Source organism: Pseudomonas sp. 9AZ, assembly GCF_902506525.1.
In the GTDB taxonomy this organism is placed as follows: Bacteria; Pseudomonadota; Gammaproteobacteria; order Pseudomonadales; family Pseudomonadaceae; genus Aquipseudomonas; species Aquipseudomonas peli.
The window spans coordinates 1,638,312-1,655,512 of the sequence record NZ_LR733840.1 but is presented as its reverse complement, the minus strand read 5'-3'; the positions used below and the strand labels follow the sequence as shown (position 1 = coordinate 1,655,512).

11 protein-coding genes and 1 pseudogene are annotated in these 17,201 nt (G+C 61.5%); 4 read left to right on the top strand and 8 right to left on the bottom strand.

All coding sequences use genetic code 11. The annotated features are described in order from the left end of the window. The first annotated feature begins 210 nt into the window (after positions 1 to 210). The 3 genes and pseudogenes from ALTER154_RS07685 to ALTER154_RS21230 all read left to right on the top strand — a co-directional run bounded on the left by ALTER154_RS07685 (position 211) and on the right by ALTER154_RS21230 (position 4,122). On the top strand, positions 211 to 1,881 hold the full coding sequence (locus ALTER154_RS07685) for a bifunctional diguanylate cyclase/phosphodiesterase (protein ID WP_160085965.1): 1,671 nt from the start codon (positions 211 to 213) through the stop codon (positions 1,879 to 1,881). Between the two features lie 246 nt (positions 1,882 to 2,127). Next, positions 2,128 to 3,267 (top strand): annotated as a pseudogene (locus tag ALTER154_RS21235) (Cache 3/Cache 2 fusion domain-containing protein); the annotation flags it as partial. Beyond that, a complete protein-coding gene (locus ALTER154_RS21230) occupies positions 3,262 to 4,122 on the top strand; it encodes a methyl-accepting chemotaxis protein (RefSeq protein ID WP_372239946.1) in 861 nt (286 codons plus the stop codon). The pseudogene ALTER154_RS21235 and the gene ALTER154_RS21230, both read left to right, overlap by 6 nt. 85 nt (positions 4,123 to 4,207) lie before the next feature. On the opposite strand, the gene pbpG is transcribed toward ALTER154_RS21230, so the two are convergent. Further along, on the bottom strand, positions 4,208 to 5,113 hold the full coding sequence (gene pbpG, locus ALTER154_RS07675) for a D-alanyl-D-alanine endopeptidase (RefSeq protein ID WP_160085961.1): 906 nt from the start codon (positions 5,111 to 5,113) through the stop codon (positions 4,208 to 4,210). Between the two features lie 141 nt (positions 5,114 to 5,254). Here pbpG and chrA point away from each other — a divergent pair, with 141 nt between their 5' ends. Then, on the top strand, positions 5,255 to 6,598 hold the full coding sequence (chrA, locus tag ALTER154_RS07670) for a chromate efflux transporter (RefSeq protein ID WP_160085959.1): 1,344 nt from the start codon (positions 5,255 to 5,257) through the stop codon (positions 6,596 to 6,598). Between the two features lie 40 nt (positions 6,599 to 6,638). Here the strand turns inward: chrA and ALTER154_RS07665 are convergent, their stop codons facing one another. The 7 genes from ALTER154_RS07665 to ALTER154_RS07635 all read right to left on the bottom strand — a co-directional run bounded on the left by ALTER154_RS07665 (position 6,639) and on the right by ALTER154_RS07635 (position 17,194). Further along, the gene (locus ALTER154_RS07665) at positions 6,639 to 7,985 is read right to left on the bottom strand and encodes a glutamine synthetase family protein (protein ID WP_178126361.1); all 1,347 of its coding nucleotides are present in this window, start codon (positions 7,983 to 7,985) and stop codon (positions 6,639 to 6,641) included. A 24-nt stretch (positions 7,986 to 8,009) separates the two neighbouring features. After that, positions 8,010 to 8,567: a helix-turn-helix domain-containing protein gene (locus ALTER154_RS07660; RefSeq protein WP_160085955.1), complete on the bottom strand. Its 558-nt coding sequence runs from the start codon at positions 8,565 to 8,567 to the stop codon at positions 8,010 to 8,012. Positions 8,568 to 8,578: 11 nt separating this feature from the next. Beyond that, positions 8,579 to 9,868 carry an FAD-binding oxidoreductase gene (locus ALTER154_RS07655; RefSeq protein ID WP_160085953.1) on the bottom strand — a complete coding sequence of 430 codons (1,290 nt, stop codon included), beginning with the start codon at positions 9,866 to 9,868 and terminating at the stop codon, positions 8,579 to 8,581. Positions 9,869 to 10,015: 147 nt separating this feature from the next. Then, complete coding sequence (locus ALTER154_RS07650; RefSeq protein WP_090250478.1) at positions 10,016 to 10,528, bottom strand: fasciclin domain-containing protein; 513 nt, start codon at positions 10,526 to 10,528, stop codon at positions 10,016 to 10,018. Positions 10,529 to 10,706: 178 nt separating this feature from the next. Beyond that, on the bottom strand, positions 10,707 to 12,359 hold the full coding sequence (locus ALTER154_RS07645; RefSeq protein WP_160085951.1) for a diguanylate cyclase: 1,653 nt from the start codon (positions 12,357 to 12,359) through the stop codon (positions 10,707 to 10,709). After that, complete coding sequence (locus tag ALTER154_RS07640; RefSeq protein ID WP_160085949.1) at positions 12,352 to 12,738, bottom strand: response regulator; 387 nt, start codon at positions 12,736 to 12,738, stop codon at positions 12,352 to 12,354. The genes ALTER154_RS07645 and ALTER154_RS07640 overlap by 8 nt, the downstream gene beginning before the upstream one ends. Then, the gene (locus tag ALTER154_RS07635) at positions 12,731 to 17,194 is read right to left on the bottom strand and encodes a PAS domain S-box protein (RefSeq protein WP_256665618.1); all 4,464 of its coding nucleotides are present in this window, start codon (positions 17,192 to 17,194) and stop codon (positions 12,731 to 12,733) included. The genes ALTER154_RS07640 and ALTER154_RS07635 overlap by 8 nt, the downstream gene beginning before the upstream one ends. Between the last annotated feature and the right edge of the window lie 7 nt (positions 17,195 to 17,201).

Sequence of the window (17,201 nt, the reverse complement as noted above, 5' to 3'; positions counted from 1 at the left end):
CCGTGACCATCTGGAAGTGTGTTGCAGTGCACATAATGGCAAACCGCCAGGCTTGGTTAATTTTCCTATTCCAGTACTCTGGTGCCACTTTCGGGTCCAGCCTCGCCGCAGGACACGCGCCACTGACACAAGGATGTGCGTGATTAGACGTCGATTACGACGCATCCGAGCGGTTGTAATGCTCTTTATTTGTGCTGTGGGGGAAGTTGTTTGTCCGCGTTCGTCGAACCATTACGCTTGCTGTTGCTGGCGGAAACGCCGGGCTGGGCGCAGTTGCTGCGTGAACGTCTGGGTGCGCTCGGCAGCGGTTATGCGCTGATTACCGCACCGTCCTGGGAGGCGGCCAGCGCGCTGTTCGATAAACCCAGCAACGCCTTGCTCCTCACCACCCCCCAATACCTGCCTACCTCCGGGCGCTGTTCCCTGCCGATTGTCCTGCTGTTGGATGCCGAGCCCGACGTCGAGCCCGAGGGTGTCTGCGACTGGCTGGTGCGTCATCAGCTCAGCAGTGAAGTGCTGCGTCGCTGCCTGCGCTATGCCCGTGAGTACGGCAAACTCAACGACACCTTGCACCGCCTGGCGGATCAGGATGCCCTGACCGGCATTGCCAATCGCCAAGGATTCCAGACCCTACTGGCCGCGCGCCTGGCCGAGTATGAAGGCCGTGGCCTGACCCTCGGCCACCTCGATCTGGACAACTTCCGCCACGCTAACGATGCCCTCGGCTACCAGGGTGGCGACAGTCTGATTCTGCAAGTGGTGGCGCGGATCAAGGGGCAGCTGCAGGCAGGCGACCAAGTGGCGCGCCTGGGCAGCGATGAATTTGCCTTGCTGATCGACAGCCGACGCGACCCGCAACGCGCAGAGCGCTTAGCCGCGCAGATTACCGAAGCCCTTGGCGAGCCCTACTGGATTGACGGCGAAAGTCTGCTGATCGGTTGCAGCCTCGGCCTTGCCCATTCCCGCGCCACAAGTAGCGCTGACCCACTGATGTGGCATGCGCATATCGCCATGCAGCAGGCTAAGAGCCAGCAGGGCTGCTCTTTTCATGTTTATGACGAGCGGATCAACCGCAGTGCGCGCAACCAGGCTGACCTGGAAAGCGAGCTGCGCCGAGCCCTGCGCCGTGACGAGCTGGAGCTGCACTACCAGCCGCGCCTGTGTTTACAAACCGGACGCATCCTCGGCCTGGAAGCGCTAGTGCGCTGGCGCCACAGCGTGCATGGTCTGCTGGCGCCCAATGAATTTGTACCGCTGGCCGAGGAAAGCGGACTGATCGTACCGCTCGGCTACTGGGTGATCAGCCGTGCGCTGCGCGATATGCAGTGGCTGCGCGGGCGTGGTCTGCCAGCGCTGCATATGGCGGTCAACCTGTCATTTCGTCAGTTTCAGGACAGCCAGCTACTGCCAACTCTCAGTCGGCTGATCGAAGAGCGTGGCGTTGATGCGCAGTGGCTGGAATTCGAGCTAACCGAAACCGCGGTGATGCGCCGCAGTGATCAGGTGCAGCAGACCATGCTGGCCCTCGGTCGCCTCGGCGTGCGCTTCTCGCTGGACGACTTCGGCACCGGCTTCTCTTCCTTTGTGCACTTGAACAACTTACCGATCACCCTGCTGAAGATCGACAAGAGCTTTGTCGGTGGCATGTGCGAGCGTGCGGAGAACCGGCAGTTGGTGCGGGCGATGATCAACCTGGCGCACAACCTCAACCTGCAGGTGGTGGGCGAGGGCGTAGAAAATGCCGAACAACTGGCACTGCTGCGCCAATACGGCTGCGATCAGGTGCAGGGCTACCTGATCAGCAAGGCGTTGCCGCTCCCTGAGCTGGCGCGCTTTCTGGTGTTCGGCACACGTCAGCCATTGTTTGGACTAAGCAGCTAGGCATCGCCTGGATCAGGTCTGCGGGATAGCTTGAAACGTATCTGGGCGCTCACTCCAGCAATTTCAGGACGCCGGTAATCCTGGTGCGATGAAATAGGCGTGTCTTCTTGGTGCGGCCCTCTATCGGCAAGCGAAAGCCGATCAATTTTGGTTGGCTATATTCTTAGTTCTCCGCTCAAGTATTCTGTGCGGTCGCCGAGTAAATGAGGGCGATTACGCCTTTCATGGCTCTTTAACTGCCGTTTTATGCCCTTGGAGGCATGCATGACCTCTCCACGCTCTCGTATTGCTTGGCAGTTGGCCACAGCATTGGCCTTGGTTCTGGTTCTACTGATCAGTGTCAGCACCGTATTCGCTCTGCGTTCGTTGAACGAGGCCAACCTAGTTACGCGACAGGAGCACTTAGGCAGCGAAGCGCGTTTGCTTGCTGATCAGCTGAGCACTTTTCATGACAGCCTGCGTGAGAGCACTCAGCGTCTTGCCGGTCTGTTTGAGCGGCGTTTCAGTGGCGGTTTGAGTGTGCAGGGGGCCGAGCGAATAGCTGTGGCCGGCATGCAAACCCCGGCGCTGTACCTGGGCTCGAGCCTGTTGAACAACGACTTCACTCAAGTCGATGAGTTTAATCAGCTGACTGCAGGCGTGGCCACGGTGTTCGTGCGCGATGGCGATGAGTTTGTGCGCATCAGCACCTCGCTGACCAAGCCCGATGGCACCCGCGCCATCGGTACGGTGCTCGACCATCTGCACCCCGCTTATAAACGCCTGCTTGCGGGTGATGGTTATGTGGGGCGGGCGTTGCTGTTTGAGCGCTTCTACATGACGCAATACACCCCGGTGCGCGACGTTAGCGGGCGGGTAATCGCGGTGCTGTTTGTCGGCTTCGACTACACCGACGGACAGAACGCGCAGTTTGAGAATCTCAAGCGCTTCCGCATCGGCACCACGGGGTCGCTGGCGTTGCTCGACGATCAGGGTAAGTGGTTGGTTGCCCCAGCCGGTGCACGGGAGCCTGAGCAAATCGCCGGCAAGCTAGCTGAAGTACTGGCTGAACCAGGCCATGGAGCGTTCTGGAGTGACGGTGTCGAGGAGTTCTTCAGCGTAGCCATGCCGTTTTCCGGCGGGCCCTGGCAGGTGCTGGCGAGTATGCCGCGTGAAGAAATCCAGTCGGTGACCTGGCGCGTGGGAAGCCAGTTGGCGATCGGCAGTCTGGTGACTTTGCTGCTGGCGGTCGCGGCAGTGATCTGGTTATTGCGGCGCAAGCTGCGCCCGCTGGGTGATCTGGTGCAACAGGCGCAGGCATTGGGCGCAGGCGATCTGAGCGCGCGTCTTAACGTTACTAGCCAGGATGAGATCGGTGAGCTGGCGCGCAACTTCAACCAGATGGGTGAGGCGTTATCGACCATGGTGGCGCGCATTCGCGGCGCCGCGCACAACGTAACTAGTCGTGCTCAGGCACTGTCTGGCCTGGCCAGTGGTGCTTATGAGGCTATCGAGCAACAGTCTGGCGAGATCAGCAGCATGGCCGGCGCTGTGGAAGAGTTCAGTGCCACCTCGCTGAATATTGCCGACAATATGCGTAATACCGAGCGCCTGGCTAGCGACAATGCCCAGCAGACCCGTATTGGACGCAGCTCAATGGCTGAGGCTTCGAGCGCCTTGGAGCAGATTGCCAGCTCACTGAATGACACGTCTGTCGTGGTCAACACCCTTGGCCAGCGCTCGCAGGAAATCGGTGGAATTGTCAGCGTGATCACCTCGATTGCTGACCAGACTAACCTGCTTGCGCTCAATGCGGCCATTGAGGCCGCCCGCGCTGGCGAGCAGGGCCGTGGTTTTGCCGTGGTCGCCGATGAGGTGCGCAGTCTGGCTTCGCGCACCCGCGAGGCGACTAACGAAATCTCCGCAATGATCGGCAGTATTCAGGGCGAGACCAACAGTGCGATCAGCACCATGGAGCAGGGCAAGCTGCTGATGCAGGATGGGCTGCAGCGTAACGCTAAGGTTGCTGCTGCACTGGGCCAGATTGCCGAGCAGAGCAATGCAGCGGGTGAGCAATTCACCGCCATTACTACCGCTACCAGCGAGCAAAGCAGTACCGCGACGTTGCTCAGCAGTAACCTGCAAAGCATTGCGCTGGCCAACAGCGAACAGCGCGAAGTGGTGGCCAATTTGGCACAAACTGCCCGCGAACTGGATCAGCTGGCCGAAGAGCTGCGTCAGGAGGTCGGACGCTTCCAGTAATGCCTCAGGTATTAGGTTGAGGCATTTCTATCTGTGGAGGGCGGCACGACGAAGTGCCGTGCTGATCTGGCTGCTTACCTGTTCGCTACTGCGTGGCGTTGGCCTGGCGCTGCGCCAGTTTCTGCTGGCGGTAGCTGATGGCCGCTGGTGGCACAGCGGTGACTTTGCCCGTTTCCAGCCAGCGCTTGAGGCGGTTGGCGTCGGCCATGTGGGTGTATTTGCCGAAGGCATCCAGCACCACGAACGCCACCGGACGGTTATTCATCACGGTATTCATCACCAGGCAGCGGCCGGCCTCACCTGTGTAGCCGGTCTTGCTCAGCTGCACGCTCCAGCCCGGTTTGCGCACCAGGTTGTTGGTGTTGCGAAAACCCAGGGTGTAGTTGGGTTTGCGGAACGCCTGGGTCTTTTCCGAGGTGGTGCTGAACTGGCTGATCAGCGGGTACTGGCGTGCGGCCTTGAGCATCAGCACCAGGTCGCGGGCACTGGAGACGTTGTGTTCCGACAAGCCGGTGGGCTCGACAAAGCGCGAATGCTTCATGCCCAGGGCGCGGGCCTTGGCATTCATCGCCGCGACAAAAGCCGCGTGGCCACCCGGGTAGTGATGCGCCAGGCTGGCGGCGGCGCGGTTTTCCGAGGCCATCAGGGCCAACAGCAGCATGTCGCGGCGGCTCAGCTCGCTGCCCACGCGCACGCGGGAGAACACGCCGCGCATTTCATGGGTGTCACGAATCATGATCGGCAGCTGCTGATCCAGTGGCAGCTTGGCGTCGAGGGTGACCATGGCGGTCATCAGTTTGGTCACCGAAGCAATTGGCACCACGCTGTCGGCGTTACGCTCGTAAAGCACCTGATTGGTTTGCAGATCGACCAGCAGCGCGCTGCCAGCGGCCAGGTCCTGTTGTTTGGCGGGTGCAGCCAGGGTGTTCGATACAACTACAACGCAGCTGCAAATCAGCAGCAGGCTTACTATCGATTGGCGGATTTTCACGGGGCGCTTCACGGGCAGGTTGAAGGGGATGCAGCGGCGCTCAGTATACGGAAATCTGCGTCCGGTCTTGAGCGGTGCGCGCTTAAATCGTCATGCGCTCGCGCTATAGTGCGACCGCGTTTATTGCCGTGAGTAGCTCGTATGCCTGAATCGTCCGCACCGTCTGCGCCACCCGCCGTCAGCCTGGGCGAGGCCTTCTGGTTCTGGCTGAAGCTGGGGCTGATCAGCTTCGGCGGGCCGGCTGGGCAGATCGCGATCATGCATCAGGAGTTGGTGGAGAAGCGCCGCTGGCTGTCCGAGCGGCGTTTTCTGCATGCGCTGAACTACTGCATGCTGCTGCCGGGGCCAGAGGCGCAGCAGCTGGCCACCTATATCGGCTGGCTGTTGCACCGCACCTGGGGCGGGGTGATTGCCGGGGTGCTGTTTGTGCTGCCGTCGCTGTTTATTTTGATCGGTCTGTCCTGGCTGTATACCGCCTTCGGTGATGTGCCGCTGGTGGCGGGGATTTTCTATGGGATCAAGCCGGCGGTGACCGCCATTGTCATGCAGGCGGCCTGGCGCATTGGCTCGCGGGCGTTGAAGAACAACTGGTTGTGGGGCATTGCCGGCGCGTCCTTTGTCGCCATCTTTGCCTTCAATCTGCCGTTTCCGTTGATCGTGATAAGTGCCGCGCTACTCGGCTACCTAGGTGGCCGCTTGTTGCAGCAACAGTTCAGCCTGGGGGGCGGGCATGCAGCGGCGGATGTGAGCTACGGCCCGGCGTTGATCGACGATGACAGCCCGCCGCTAGCACATACGCGCTTTCGCGCATCACGCCTGGCGCTGTTGCTGGCGGTGGGAGCGCTGCTTTGGTTGCTGCCGATGGGCCTGCTGACCTGGCTGTTCGGCTGGGACGGCACGCTGACGCAGATGGCCTGGTTCTTTACCAAGGCGGCGCTGCTGACCTTTGGCGGCGCCTATGCGGTGCTGCCGTATGTCTACCAGGGCGCCATCGGCCATTACGGCTGGCTGACCCCGACGCAGATGATCGACGGCCTGGCGCTGGGCGAAACCACGCCGGGGCCGCTGATCATGGTGGTTGCGTTCGTAGCGTTTGTCGGGGCTTATCTGCAGCCGGTTTTCGGCGGCGATTCGGGTTTTGTCAGTGGTGCGCTGGCGGCAGCGCTGGTCACCTGGTTCACCTTTCTGCCGTCCTTTCTGTTCATCCTCGCCGGCGGGCCGCTGGTGGAATCCACCCACGGCGAGCTGAAATTCACCGCACCCCTGACCGCTATTACCGCGGCTGTGGTGGGGGTGATTCTGAATCTGGCGCTGTTCTTTGCCTATCACGTGTTCTGGCCGCAGGGTTTTTCCGGCACTTTCGACTGGCCGTCGGCGCTATTGGCCGTGGGCGCAGCGCTGGCGCTGCTGCACTTCAAACGTGGGGTGATGGAGGTGCTGCTGGTGTCGGCGTTGGCCGGGCTGGCGGTGTATCTGCTGCGTTGAAGTCGCGCGCCCGCTGCCAAGGCAACGGGCGCGTTACGTGTTAGAGAAACCAGCGGTATTCCCGCGCACTCACTTCCTGCATAAAGGCCAGGTGGTCCTGGCGCTTGTTCTCGCAGTAGACCATCACAAACTCACTGCCCAGGCCCTGGTTGACCACCGGGTGGTCGCGCATGGCGCTGACCGCGCCGAGCATGTCCTGAGGAAAGTCGATGCCGCTCTGGCGGTTTTCGTTGAGCGGGGCAATCGGCTCCTGGCCGGCATCCAGGCCGTGCTCCATACCGGTGAGGATTGCGGCCAGCACCAGATAGGGGTTGGCGTCGGCGCCGGCCAGGCGGTGTTCGATACGCAGGTTCTTGCCGTCCGATTCGGGGATGCGGATGCACGCATCGCGGTCCTCGAAGCCCCAGCTGGCACGGCTGGCGGCGTTGACCATGGCACCGTAGCGGCGGAAGGCGTTGTGGTTGGCGGCGAAGATCGGCATGCAGTGCGGCAGCAGCTCCAGGCAGCCAGCCACGGCGTGGCGCAGCGGGCGCTGCTCGTCGGCTGCCAGCAGGTTGTGGCCGGCGGCGTCATACAGGCTTACGTGCACATGCATGCCGCTGCCTGGCGCCTGCAGATAGGGCTTGCTCATAAAGCTGGCGCGCTGGCCATGTTTGAGCGCCACGCCGCGGGTGCTGCGGCAGAACAGGGCGGCCCAGTCGGCGGCGCGTAGGCCGTCGTCGCAATGGCCGAAGTTGATCTCGAACTGGCCGGGGCCGAGTTCGGCGGTGATCACGTTGGCGTCCACGCCCTGCTCATTAGCGGCGTCGACGATCTCGTGCAGCACATCGGCAAAACGCGACAGGCGTTCGATATGCATATTCGGCTGGTCATCGGCATCGCCGCACAGCGGGTCGCGGGGGAACTGCGGCAGGCCGTCCTGCAGCTTGCGATCAAACAGGTAGAACTCCAGCTCGAACGCCACCACCGGGCGGATACCGCGTGCGGCCAGGCGCTTGAGCACGCGGGCGAGCACTTCGCGCGGTTCGAACTCGATCGGTGCTTGCGTGCCGTCGGAACTGATCAGCATCTGCCCCAGCGGCTGGCTTTCCCAGCGCACCGGTTTGAGCGTGCCGGGAATCAGCCGGCGCGGTGCATCCGGGTCGCCGTCGTTAAAGCAGTAATCGCCAATCGGGTGCAGGCCGCCCTGCACGCCAAGCAGCACGCAGTTCTGCGGGATTTTCAGCGGGCTGCCGGCGGCGACCTTCTCGAGCATCTCGATGGGGTAGCGCTTGCCGTAGAAATGCCCGGGGATGTCCAGGCTGATCAGGTCGACATAGCACACCTCGGGGTGGGCGCTGCGGAAGGCACGGACTTCGCTGAGCAGGTCGGGGAATGCTGTTGTTATTGTCATGGTGTCTATCTGCGCGGGTCAGGTGAAGACCCAGAGCACTCGTGTGGGGGAATCGGAAAGGTTGGCGTAGCGAAACTGCGCATGCGGCGGCAGCTGGAAGCTGTCATTTGGGCCGAGGGTGACCGGCTCGGCGGCGTCGCCGTACCAGATCGTCAATTCGCCTTCGAGGACGAAGCCGCCTTGCTCGGAACTGTCGTTCAAATGCCCGTCGCCGCTGGTGGCGCCCGGGTCCAAACGGCTTTCGAGCATGGAGAAACCGCCAGCCATGGTCGGTGAGGCGAGTACATCGGTGATGCCGCCGGCGTAATACAGCGTACGGCGCTCGCCGGGACGGGTGACCCAGGGCACGTCGCGCGGCTTGCTCAGGCTGTAGAAATAGGTGGTCGGCACGCCGAGGGTTTCGCTGATCGCGGTCAGGTCGGCCACGGTTGGGCGCGATAGGCCGCGCTCGACCTGGGACAGGAATCCCACCGAACGGTCGATGCGCGCGGCCAGCTCACCCAGGGTGAGGTTCTTGTGCTTGCGCAGGTCGCGGATCAGGATCGCCAGACCTTCGACTTCTTCCTGCATATCCATGGTCAACGTCCTTAAATCACATCGCGCAGGCGATACCAAGCCTTGCCCACCGCTTCGATCGGCGCGGCCAATAGATCGCCGCCGGGGAAGCGCGGGTTGCTCAGGCCCTGATAAAGCTCAAGCAGGTCGGCGTCACCGAGGATCGCATCGCTGACCGCGCGGGCGGCAGCCAGGGTCGGCAGGATGCCGTGGCCGGAGAAGCCCTGCAGCCAATACTTTTGCCTGCTGCGGCCGACATCCGGGGTGCGGTGCATGGTGCAGTCGATATGCCCGCCCCAGCCGTAGTCGATCTGCACGCCGCGCAGTTGCGGGAACACCCGCTCCAGATAAGGTCGGGTGGCTGCCGGCACGTCCGCGGGGATACCACCGAGGTAGGTGCAGCCCCCGCCGAACAGCAGGCGGTTGTCCGGGGTAACGCGGAAGTAGTCCGGTACGAACTGGTTGTCGATGGCGCAGGTGCCACGCGGGAACAGTGAGCGCGCCAGCTCCGGGTCCAGTGGCGCGGTGGCAACCTGGTAGGAACCGACCGGCAGCAGGCGTTTCGACAGTTGCGGGTCGAGCTTGTCGATATAGGCATTGCAGGCCAGTACCAGCACGTCGCTGCGAATTTCGCCCTGTTCCGTGCGGGCCAGGTAACCGTCAGCCGTTTCCTGATAGCTCAGCGCCTTGCTCTGCTCGAAGATTTTTCCGCCCGCCTTCTCGATGGCATCGGCCAGGCCCTGGGCCAGTTTCAGCGGGTTGAGATGCGCGGCGCCGCTGTCATGCAGGGCAGCGAGGTAGCGCGGGCTGGCAATCCACTCGGGCAATTGCTCCTTGGGGATAAAGCTCAGCTGCGTATAGCCGTACTTCTGCTCGGCTTCTTCCAGGCTTTCCTGCAACTGGCGCACACGGCGCGGCAGTACGGCGGTGTAGATCGCGCCGGTGCGGTAGTCGATATCGAAGTTGTGCCGCTCGGGCAGTTCGCGCATTTCCTCGGCAGCCCAGACCATGCTGTCCCACAGGCGGCGGGCGCGCTCCAGGCCTAATGCCTTCTCAAACGGCGGCATATCGCAGGACCAACCCGGCAGCGCCTGACCCCCGTTGCGCCCGGAGGCCGCCCAGGCCAGGCGGCTGGCTTCCAGCAGCACCACCTTCTTGCCCGCCAGGGCCAGGCGCAGCGCCGTGTGCAGCCCACTGAAACCACCGCCGATAATCAGCACATCGCATTGCAACGCTTCCTGCAGGCGCGGGCGTAGCGGGATGGCGCCGGGGTAGGTGCCGGCGTAGTAGGTGCCGATGTGCTGGGCGGATTGTTTGAACATGGCGCGCCTCATGAAATTCTATTTAAATAATTTCATGAAAATCTACGCGATAAATTTCACAAAGCCAAGTGTGGCTACATCTCATCGGTCCGCCAACAAAAAAGCCGACCCTAAACAGGGTCGGCTTTTGTGCAGCTTTGGTGCGGTTTACTTGGGCAGTACGACTGAGTCGATGACATGGATCACACCATTACTGGCTTCAATGTCGGCACTCGTGACGGCTGCACCGTCGACGGTCACGCCATTGCTGGTGTCCAGCGTCAGCTCACCACCTTGTACAGTTTTCAGGCTGGTTTTCCCGGCCAGGTCAGCGGCCATCAACTTGCCGGGTACGACGTGATAAGTGAGCACGGCGGTAAGCTTTTCCTTGTCGGCCAATAAAGCATCGAGGTCGGCTTTAGGGATCTTGGCAAACGCCGCGTCAGTGGGGGCGAAAACGGTGAAAGGGCCTTCACCTTTGAGGGTTTCAGCAAGGCCGGCGGCGGTTACAGCGGTCACTAGGGTGTTGAATTGGCCGGCGGCAACCGCGCTGTCGACGATGTCTTTCTTATCACCGTGCATGTCGGCGAACGCTGGCATTGCCGCGAATGTCAGTGCGGCAGTTGTGAGCATGAGCGTGCGCTTGAGGCGTTGAGTGGTCGAAGTCAGTTGGGCAAACATAAAAATCTCCTGATACAGGGTTATTTGTTTTGCATAACCTTTGTACAACAATATGCCGCAGAGTTCAGGCTTCGACATGATTTGTAAAGCTTGTCTGGCGAGCAGGCGCAGTCCATCCCGGCTGAGCGTTGGCCAGTGGCGTGAGGTGGTGGCAGGTCGAGGGGCTGTTCGACGGCGGCTATCGCACTTGATTGCGTCCGCCGTGTTTAGCGGTGTAGAGCGCGCGGTCGGCCTTATCCAGCAGGTCGTCGGCACTAGCCGGTGCATCATCGGTGGAGGCAATGCCGGCGCTCAGCGTGACCGAAAATTGCTGGCCGTCGGCAATAAAGTGCAGGTCGGCAAAGCGCTGGCGGATTTCATCAAGAATCCGTAAGGCTTGATCGGGCGGGCAGTCCGGTAGCACCACGAGGAACTCTTCGCCGCCGTAACGTCCCAGGCTGTCGATGCGCCGCAGGCGCTGGCGCAGCAAGTTGGCCAGGGCACGAATCACGTTGTCGCCGGCGGCGTGGCCGTAACTGTCGTTAACCTTCTTGAAGAAATCGATATCGAGCATGGCCACGCTGGCGGGTTTGCCGCTGCGCTGCGCACGCTCCAGTTCGACTGCCGCCTGCTCTTTGATGTCGGCATGTTTGAGTAGCCCGGTGAGGCTGTCGCGCGACAGCGCATTGCTCAACAGGCGCGCACGCTGGGCACGGGAGAACACGGCGGCGACCAGGGCGTTGTCGGAAATCGGTTTGGTGACGAAGTCATCGCCGGCCTTGATCAGTGCGTTCATCTGCCGGTTGATATCGGTTTCCGCCGACAGGTAAACGATGGGCACACGCAGCCAGTCGTCGTTCATGCGGATGATCTGCGCCAGCTCGGGACCGGTACAACCGGGCATGCTCACGTCCAGCAGCACCACCTCGGGGTTGAAGCTGCGCATGCGGGCGAAGATATCGGCCGGTTCGTGAAGCATCTCCACCAGCATATTGGCGCCGCGCAGAATCAGGCTGAAGCGGCTGGCCAGTTCGCGGTCATCATCGATGATCAGCACCCGGTACGGTTCCCCCTGTTGCTGGGCAAAACAGCGCTCCAGACGGTTTTCCAGTTGTGGGATGTCGACGGGCTTGGTGAAGAAACCCATGGCGCCAACGCGCACGGCTTCAAGGTAGGTGGCGAAATCGTCCTGGGTGGTGATCACCAGCAGCGGCAGCGGTTCATCCAGGCGTTGTTGCAGGCTGGCGGCATATTCCAAGCCGGTGAGGCTTTCGTCAGGCAGGTTGACGTCGACGATCAGCGCATCGGGCAGTTGTTGTTGCAGTGCGTGGTCGAGGTCGGCGATATGGCTGAAGTGTTCGGCGTGATAGCCGAAGTTGTTCAGTGTCAGGCGCATGTTTTCGCCAATCGCCAATTGATCTTCGAGGATATAAATGCGCCGCGCACTGCTGTTCGGCCGTGGCGGTTTGACTGCGCGGGTGGCGGCTTCCTGCCCGCGTTCGGCTTGAAACTGCTGAAGTGCGAGTTGCTGCAGGCTGTGGCTGAAGTCTTGCAGGCTCTGTTGTTCCTGCTGCAGGGTTTCCAGCCATTGATCGGCTTCCTGTTCCAGCTCGCGGGCGCGCTGGCCCAGGCTGCTGAAGCCAAAGGTGCCAGCGGCGCCGGCCAGTTTGTGTAATTGGTCGCGCAGGCTTTGCAGGTGCTGCAGCTGCTCCTGCGGATCGGCGGCGTGCAATAGGCGTTCGGCGTTCTGTGCGAGGGCGGGCAGTTCTACCTGCAGGCGCACAGCGAAGGCGTTGCTTAACTGCTGCAGGTGTTGCTGCAGTTCATCAGCGGTGCTTTTGCCTTTACTCATGGGCCAGGCTCCAGATCTGGCGCACCTGCGCGGCCAGCTGCATTGGGTCGAAGGGTTTGATGATCACATCGCGGGCGCCGAGGCTGCGGTAATGCGCGATTTCCGCCGGTTGCACCTTGGCGGTCATAAAGGCCACTGGCAACTGGTTGATGTCGATCAGTCGGGCGATCTGCGCCAGGGTTTGCGGGCCGTCCATGTCCGGCATCATCACGTCCAGCAGGATAAAGTCCGGGGCAAAGCCCTGCAGTTGATCCAGGGCGTCCTGGCCAGATGAGCAGCTGAGCACCTGAAAACCGCCCACTGCTTCCAGCGCGAGCTTGGCCACGGCTTGGATGGAGGGGTCGTCTTCCACGTGCAAAATACGCTGTAGCTCAGACATGCCGGGTTTCCTCAGGGCTGGCTTCTTGGGCCAGGGTAGTCAGTTCAAACCAGAAAGTCGCGCCATGACCGGGGCTCGAGTCGAAACCGATGTGACCGTTCATCCGCTCGATGATTTCCTTGCTGATCGCCAGGCCCAGGCCTGTGCCGCCTTTCTGCCGGGTATCGGTGGCATCCGCCTGGGAGAATTTGCTGAAGATGCGCGCCTGGAAATTCTCTGGAACACCGGGCCCGTGGTCGGTCACGCTGACGCGAACGCGCGTGCCCTGTTCGTGCACGCGCACATCAACGGTCTGGCCCTGCGGTGAGAACTTCGCGGCATTGGACAGCAGGTTTGCCAGCACCTGAGCCAGGCGCAGTTTGTCGACACGCACGCGGGTCTTGATAGGCAGGTCGTGTAGCTGCAAGTGCACCTGATAGTGGCTGGCGTAAGGCTGGTTTTCTTCAATGGCCTGTTCCAGCAGCGGTTGCAGTGCTTCGTCCTGTAGCTCGAAGAGCATCTTGCCGGCCACCAGTTTTTCCATGTCGAGCAGGTCATTGATCAGCAAGTTGAGGCGTTGGCTGTTGTCCTGAGCGATCTGCAGCATCTGTTGCATGCCCGCCGGCACGTCTCCCAGCGCGCCGCCATTGACCAGGCCTAGGGAGCCGGCAATCGCGGTCAGCGGCGTGCGCAGTTCATGGCTGACGGTGGAGACGAATTCGTTCTTCATCCGCTCAATGCGTTTGCGCTCTTCAATATCGCGGATGACCGCAATAAAGCGCCGCTCACCCTGGTGACTGATCTGCGAAATGGCCAGCTCAATGGCGAAGCTCTCGCCATTCTTGCGCAGGGCGGTCAGCTCGATTTCCTTGCCCAGAATCTGCTGGATGCCGGTTTTCAGGAAATGGTTGAGGTAGCGGGCACGCATTGAACGTTGCGGCTCAGGCAGCAGCAGGGTGGCCCGGTGCCCGGAAACCTCCAGGTGGCTGTAGCCGAAGATGCGCTCGGCGGCGTGGTTGAAGGTTTCGATATAGCCCTGCTGGTCGATGGTAACGATTGCGTCGAGCACGTTGTCGAGCAGGGTGCGCAGGTAATCTTCGCGCTCACGGATGGCCATTTCGGCGGCGATACGTTCGTTGAAGTCCTGGATCTGCACCACGAAGTGCACCGGCGCATCGTTGCTGTCGCGTACCAGTGACACGCTCATCAGCACCCAGATGATCCGCCTCTGGCTATCCAGGTAGCGCTTCTCCATCTGATAGGTATTGATCTCGCCGGCCAGCAGCTCTTCGATATGCTGCAGATCGGCATCCAGGTCGTCAGGGTGGGTGATCTGCTGAAAGTTACTGCGCAGCAGCTCTTCGCGGCTGTAGCCAAGCATCTCGCAGAGCACTTCGTTGACCTCCAGCCATTGCCCCTGCAGCGAGACCAGCGCCATGCCCTGGGGCGCGGTGCTGAAGGCGCTGCTGAAACGCTGTTGACTGAGGCGCAGCTGGTCTTCCACGGCCTTGCGGTCGCTGATGTCCCAGATGAAGCCGGAAATCCATTGCAACTCGCCGTGGCTGTCGTATTCGCCGCGGCCCTTTTCCCGTACCCAGACGCTGCGGCCGTCGGCATGCAACAGACGGTAGGTCAGTTCGAAGGACTCCTTACGCTCAATCGCGGCCACTGCGCGGTAGGTGATCGGCAGGTCATCCGGGTGCACCACGCTGGAGAAGCTGCGCACGCGGTTGTTGATAAAGTCGTGGGCAGGGTAGCCGCTGAGCGCATAAATCTCCTCGCTCAGGTAGCTCATTGACCAGTTTTCGTCATTGCGGCAGCGGTACACCGCGCCCGGTAAATTGCTGACCAGGCCGCGAAAACGACTTTCACTCTTTTGCAGAGCGCGGGTGGTCATGTGCTGGTCATTGATGTCGCTGGCGATGCCCAGGTAACCGGTGATCACGCCCTGTGTATCACGCATGGTGCTGACGGTGAGGTTGACGATACGCAGCTCGCCGTTTTTACGGCGGTAGGTCCACTGGCGGGTTTCCGGCTCGCCTTGGTCGGGAACGCGGGTGAATACTGCAAAGCCGCTGACGTCCGTGCCCAGCGGGCGAGTCAACTGCTGGCCGCGCGCCTGAATTTCCTCGGTCAGGTGGAACAAGGCTGGGGTGTGGCGGCCAATGACTTCGGCGCTGCGATAACCCAGCAGGCGTTCGGCGCCGGAGTTGAACAGGGTAATCAGGCCGTCGGTATCGGTGGTGATGATGCTGACTCCGGTCGCAGAGTCGAGCACTGCCTGCAGAAAGCTGCGCGCTTCGCGGGTCTGTTCTTCATGGCGCATGCGCTCCAAGGTGGCGCCGACCCAGCGGGCGAACAGGCGCATAAACTCTTCATCGGCCTCATCAAAGGGCGTCGCGCGCGCCTTGCTGGACGCGAAGCACAGAGTGCCGAAGCGCTGACCGGTGACCCAGATGCTGGTGCCGATATAGCTTTCCAAGGCAAACAGCGGGTAACAGGGGTGGGCGGCATGTTCACTCAGGCCCATGGCCGCAATGGCGACTACATCATTGCTGCGCAGGGTAATGCTGCAATAGGTGTCTCCGAGGACGAAGTATTGACCGTCCTGCAGGGTGTCGGGCGGCGACACTTGAACCCTGACCTGGTAGGTGTCCGCCTCGATCTGGCTGATGATGCCGATTGGCATGTCATAGAATTGTGCACCCAGTTGCAGGGCCTGACGCAGTTGTTCGTGGCTGCTCAGCTTAGGCAGTGCAGCAATTTCATTGAGCGCGCGTAAGGCTGCTTGCTGACGCTGCATATGTTGCTGGGTCTGCATGCGTTGATGGTCGCGGCGCAGGGCTTCGAGCAGCTGACCGAGGGTGGTCAGCAGCGGTTGCAGTTGCGTAGCGAACTCTTCGTCGTAGCCACCTTCGCGGTTCGCCAAACCGAGCATGCCGCGCAGCTCGCCGTTGGCATGAATGGGCAAGCCGGCAAATGCCAATAGCGGCGGGTGACCGGGGGGCAATCCAGCACGGTTCGGGTGATTGGCCGGGTCGTTGCTGATCAGTGCATGACCACTGCGGATCACCTGGCCAAACAGGCTATTGAGGTTGCGAAACTCCAGGCCTTGCGGTGCATGGGCGGCGAAGAACGCGCTGCTCTGGGCATCCCAGGCGATATTGCTGATGGCGAATGTACGCAGGTAGGGCGCCCCGGCTTCGTCACGACGGATTTCGCCGATAAAACCGAACTGACTGGCACTGACTTGCAGAATACGGCCGAGCAGCGTTTCGAAGGACTCTCGCTGATTGTCGGCATTGATATAGGCCGCCTGCGTTTCGGTGATCAACGCCAGTAGCTGGCGCGCCTCTTCGCTTTGTTGGTGCTTGGCCTCAAGTTCGGCGTTGTGGCGCTGAATAAACCGTTGGCTGCTGTGACGGGTGGCCTTGAGCAGCAACAGCAACAGCATTTCGGCGGCCAGCCAAGCCAGTAACCACTTGGCCACCAGCCAGTGGTTGTCGCGCAGGTGCAGGCTGTACAGCGTGGTGATGTCACGCCAGCTCAGGACGGTAACGGTGCTTTCGGGGTTGGCCGGCTCGACTTGGTAGTCATTCAAGAGCACCTGGTTGAGCAGGTAGGTGCGGCCGCGGTCCTCCAGCAATGTGAAGGTATTGCCTGCGTCCGGGGCGGGCAGGCGATGCTCTGCTTGCCAGTGTTGTATCTGCACCTGTGAGAAGCCCGCCAGGTGCCAGTAAGCGTGCGGTGTCGCCGTAGCGTTGCGCGCGTCGTCGCGGCTGGCGGACGTTTGAATCTGGCGTTTGACCAACAGGGCTACGCCGGCATCCAGCTCACGGTCCAGCTGCGGCAAGTTATTCAATACATCCAGGCTGACTTCCAGCGCGCCGACATTCATGCGGCCGTCAGGGGTGTCCACCGTCAATGGCACAATGGCGCGCATGCTTAGGGCGTCGCCATCCACCGTCAGGCCTGCCTTGGCGGCACCTTCGCTCAGGCTGTCGAGCAACATGGGGCGCTGCGCGCTGGGGAAGTCGGCAAACGACTGCGGTTCATGTACACGCAGCAGCACTTCGGCCGAAGGAGCCAGGTGGATCGAGAGGTTAAACGGGCGAATGCCTTGCAGGTTGCGCCAACGCGGCGCAAGGCGGGTGTAGAGCTGGTCGCGGATAGCGTTGAGGTGTTGTCTGTCTGCGGGCGCACCGCCTGTTAGCGTCTGTGCCTGGCGCACCAGGTCAACCAGCCAGGCGTCGGCCGCGAAGGTTTCAGCCAGTAGCTGCGCCTGTTGCTCCAGCTCATGCTGGCTGTTGTTCAGGGTGAGGCGTTGCAGCTCATGCTGTTTGGCGATTTGCAGTGTCCACAGGGTTTCCCGCTCGTTCAGCGCAATACCGCCGAGCACGCTGAAAAGCAGCGCCAGGCCCAGGCTACCCAAGCCGACAATCCCGTGGATGGCGTTGAGTTTGAAGGGTTTAAACATCCTTCAG

Bases quoted from the DNA above. Each gene is read 5' to 3' on its own strand.
- ALTER154_RS21230 (WP_372239946.1), top strand. From the start codon at position 3,262: ATGGGTGAGGCGTTATCGACCATGGTGGCGCGCATTCGCGGCGCCGCG.
- chrA (WP_160085959.1), top strand. From the start codon at position 5,255: ATGCCTGAATCGTCCGCACCGTCTGCGCCACCCGCCGTCAGCCTGGGC.
- ALTER154_RS07660 (WP_160085955.1), bottom strand. From the start codon at position 8,567: ATGGATATGCAGGAAGAAGTCGAAGGTCTGGCGATCCTGATCCGCGAC.
- ALTER154_RS07655 (WP_160085953.1), bottom strand. From the start codon at position 9,868: ATGTTCAAACAATCCGCCCAGCACATCGGCACCTACTACGCCGGCACC.
- ALTER154_RS07650 (WP_090250478.1), bottom strand. From the start codon at position 10,528: ATGTTTGCCCAACTGACTTCGACCACTCAACGCCTCAAGCGCACGCTC.
- ALTER154_RS07645 (WP_160085951.1), bottom strand. From the start codon at position 12,359: ATGAGTAAAGGCAAAAGCACCGCTGATGAACTGCAGCAACACCTGCAG.
- ALTER154_RS07640 (WP_160085949.1), bottom strand. From the start codon at position 12,738: ATGTCTGAGCTACAGCGTATTTTGCACGTGGAAGACGACCCCTCCATC.
- ALTER154_RS07635 (WP_256665618.1), bottom strand. From the start codon at position 17,194: ATGTTTAAACCCTTCAAACTCAACGCCATCCACGGGATTGTCGGCTTG.